Annotated in this window: 1 protein-coding gene; it reads right to left on the minus strand. The window is 64.6% G+C overall.

What is annotated here, in order from left to right; translation table 11 throughout:
• Window positions 1–223, minus strand: a 223-nt coding sequence (locus E4K09_RS26780) for a cytokinin riboside 5'-monophosphate phosphoribohydrolase (protein ID WP_134500670.1), incomplete at both ends; no start/stop codon positions are given.

The raw sequence follows: 223 nt of genomic DNA on the forward strand, positions 1-223 counted from the left end.
CACCACATCGTCGAGAAAATCCGCGAGCCTGTCGTAGAATCCGGCGACATTGAGCAGGGCGCAGGGCTTCTTATGATAACCGAGCTGGGCCCAGGTCCAGACCTCGAACAAGTCCTCGAACGTGCCGAGGCCGCCCGGCAGGGCGATGAAGCCGTCGGAGAGTTCCGCCATCAGCGCCTTGCGCTCGTGCATGGAGCCGACCACCCGCAGGTCGCTCAGGCCC

Origin of the sequence: Microvirga pakistanensis (assembly GCF_004458765.1) — a bacterium.
GTDB lineage: Bacteria > Pseudomonadota > Alphaproteobacteria > Rhizobiales > Beijerinckiaceae > Microvirga > Microvirga pakistanensis.